Annotated in this window: 2 protein-coding genes; one reads left to right on the top strand and one right to left on the bottom strand. The window is 60.4% G+C overall.

Features of this window, described 5'->3' with window-relative positions; all coding sequences use genetic code 11:
- A partial coding sequence (locus tag P1J78_RS24665; RefSeq protein ID WP_275570024.1) for a TetR/AcrR family transcriptional regulator occupies nucleotides 1–723 on the top strand: 723 nt, incomplete at its 5' end.
- Nucleotides 724–750: 27 nt separating this feature from the next.
- On the opposite strand, the gene P1J78_RS24660 is transcribed toward P1J78_RS24665, so the two are convergent.
- Nucleotides 751–2,109, bottom strand: a complete 1,359-nt coding sequence (locus tag P1J78_RS24660) for a hypothetical protein (RefSeq protein ID WP_275570023.1) — start codon at nucleotides 2,107–2,109, stop codon at nucleotides 751–753.
- Nucleotides 2,110–2,224 lie beyond the last annotated feature (115 nt).

Genomic DNA, 2,224 nt, shown 5'->3' with positions numbered 1-2,224 from the left:
ACGGATCGACATGTTGCAATACCCGGAGGACGTCACATGCCCGCTCGCCTTCGCCTGTCCGCGGAAGAGCGCCGATCCGCCATCCTCGATGCCGCGGCGCGCCTGCTTGCCTCGCGCGGCTGGGAGGCGCTCACGGTCAGCGAGATCCTTGGCGAAGCCGGGCTCTCGAAAGGGGGGTTCTACCACCACTTCTCCTCCAAGGAGGATATCCTCGAAGCCCTGGTCCGCCGCTTCGCCGACGCCGCGACCGCGGCCGCGACCACCGGGGCCGAGGCCGACGGGGCGAGCGTGGTCGAGCGTATCTCGCGCTATCTGTGGGACGCGATGAGCTGGGAGCTCGATCACACCGAGGAGGTCATCGGCATCGTGCGCCTCGCGCGGCGTCCGGGAAACCGGTCGGTTTTCACGAAGCTGAGCCAGGAAAGCGGCCGGCGGTCGCTTCCCGGCCTGAGAGAGCTGCTGTCGGAAGGCGTGACGCAGGGCGTTCTCGATCTGGCCGATATCGACGTGACGGCCGATCTTTTCCTGCAGCTCGCAAGAACGAGGTGGCTGGCGTTCATCGACATCCACGACGCGGCGCGGCAGGGCCGGCGAGAGGCGGCGGAAGAGAGACTTGCACGCCGGCTGCGCGCCGAGCAGCAGGCATTCGACCGGCTCCTCGGGCTGCGCGAAGGCAGCATCCGGCTGCCCACCGACAAGGCGTTCGAGAAGCTGCTGTCATAGACGGGGGCCTCTCGGGCGGCGTAGGCGCTAGCTGTCATAGCCTTCCGCGTCCTCAGCTATGCCTCCGGTGGACACATCCTCCGCGGTGTCACGCGGCTGTTTGATCTTGGGTGCCGGTGCTTTCCAGGCAGACAAGTTGGCCCCGACCTCGCCGTAGAACGCCGGTACAATGGCTTCCAGGTCCGAGATGAAATTCACCTGTTGCGTGAATCTGGCCCCGAGGCGTCGCGAGAGGAAAATATGAAACCCGTGTGTCGTAAGGTGCTCTTTGCCTTCTTCACAGATGCCCACATTGTCCCGAAGGTCAGATACAAGGAATTGCGTCGGCTCGCTGGCTCCGGGCCACATGAGCCTGACATACAGGTCGTCTGCCTTCTCGACTTTGATCTGGCGAAGGAGCCAATTGACCCGTGCTTTGGATGACTTCCTGTCGGCTGGTGCCTTTAGCGTCATTCCTACATCAATGCATCGACGAGTGATATCGGCCACCACGTCAATGGGCGCTGCCGCGTCCGGGACATCCAGACAGGAAACCAACTGAGTCCTTTCTCTCAGCAGCGTGTACTCGTCCTTCATTCTTTGTGCCGGATCGTTGCGGTGCTTTTTGGGAAGCTTCTCCATCACTGCCGTTCCCGTCATGCGGCTGAGAATGAGGGAGAGGTCGCGCGTTTCCTGGTGCCAGGCTTGGATCACCTCCTGGGCTTCCACCGACTTTGTGCCGATGACTCCACCACTAGAAACCAACCGGTTCAGTTCAGTCCACGACGAGGGCATCCGGTCGAAGCCCCTGACGCCCGCACTCTCATGACTTAGGAACCTGCGAAGTTCGTTCAGAAGGAAGCGCTGGTCCGTGTCTCCGACGGACTCCTGGCTAAGCAGCAGGTCGGCCTCTGTCAGGACATGCATCCAGGACCAATGGTAGACGGGCACCTTTGAGCGGCTACGACGAACTTCCTCAACGGGATGGCTGCCCGGTTTCGTCGCAAACTGGTTCGAGACGGTTATGACGCAGTCGATTCCGTTGTCCTTCGCCAGTATCCGATACCGTTCAATCTGATCCGGCTTCAGTTCCGCGTTTCCGACCTTGGCCTCTACAAGGGCGCGCCATTCCCTCGATCCAACCCTCAGGACGATCAGGCCGTCGGGACGTTCCTTTATCGAGGAGCTTTGGTTCTTGAAGCAAACCTCAGTGAACGCCGTGATCGATGCACGCTTGCCGACACGTTGCCCCACGGAAGAGAGTAGTAGGGCACCAAATTCCTCGATCCTGGATAGACAGGCGAGCAGTATGGAAGTTGTCCTGCCCTCTTTGGATGTCGTTGAAAGAACTGGGAACAGACGGGCGGCCTCACCTTGAATAAGGTATTCCGGAAGTCCTTCCGTCATAGATCACCTCGGAAACGCTACTCTAGAGCCTCGTGCGGAAAACCAGAGTCGGGGATTCCCATAAGGAAGGGTTTGTGATTCACTATATGTGGAGGTGGATCATGGGAAAACCGCT

It is taken from the genome of Psychromarinibacter sediminicola (assembly GCF_029168335.1).
Taxonomy (GTDB): domain Bacteria; phylum Pseudomonadota; class Alphaproteobacteria; order Rhodobacterales; family Rhodobacteraceae; genus Psychromarinibacter; species Psychromarinibacter sediminicola.
This window is presented reverse-complemented; position numbering and strand designations above follow the sequence as displayed.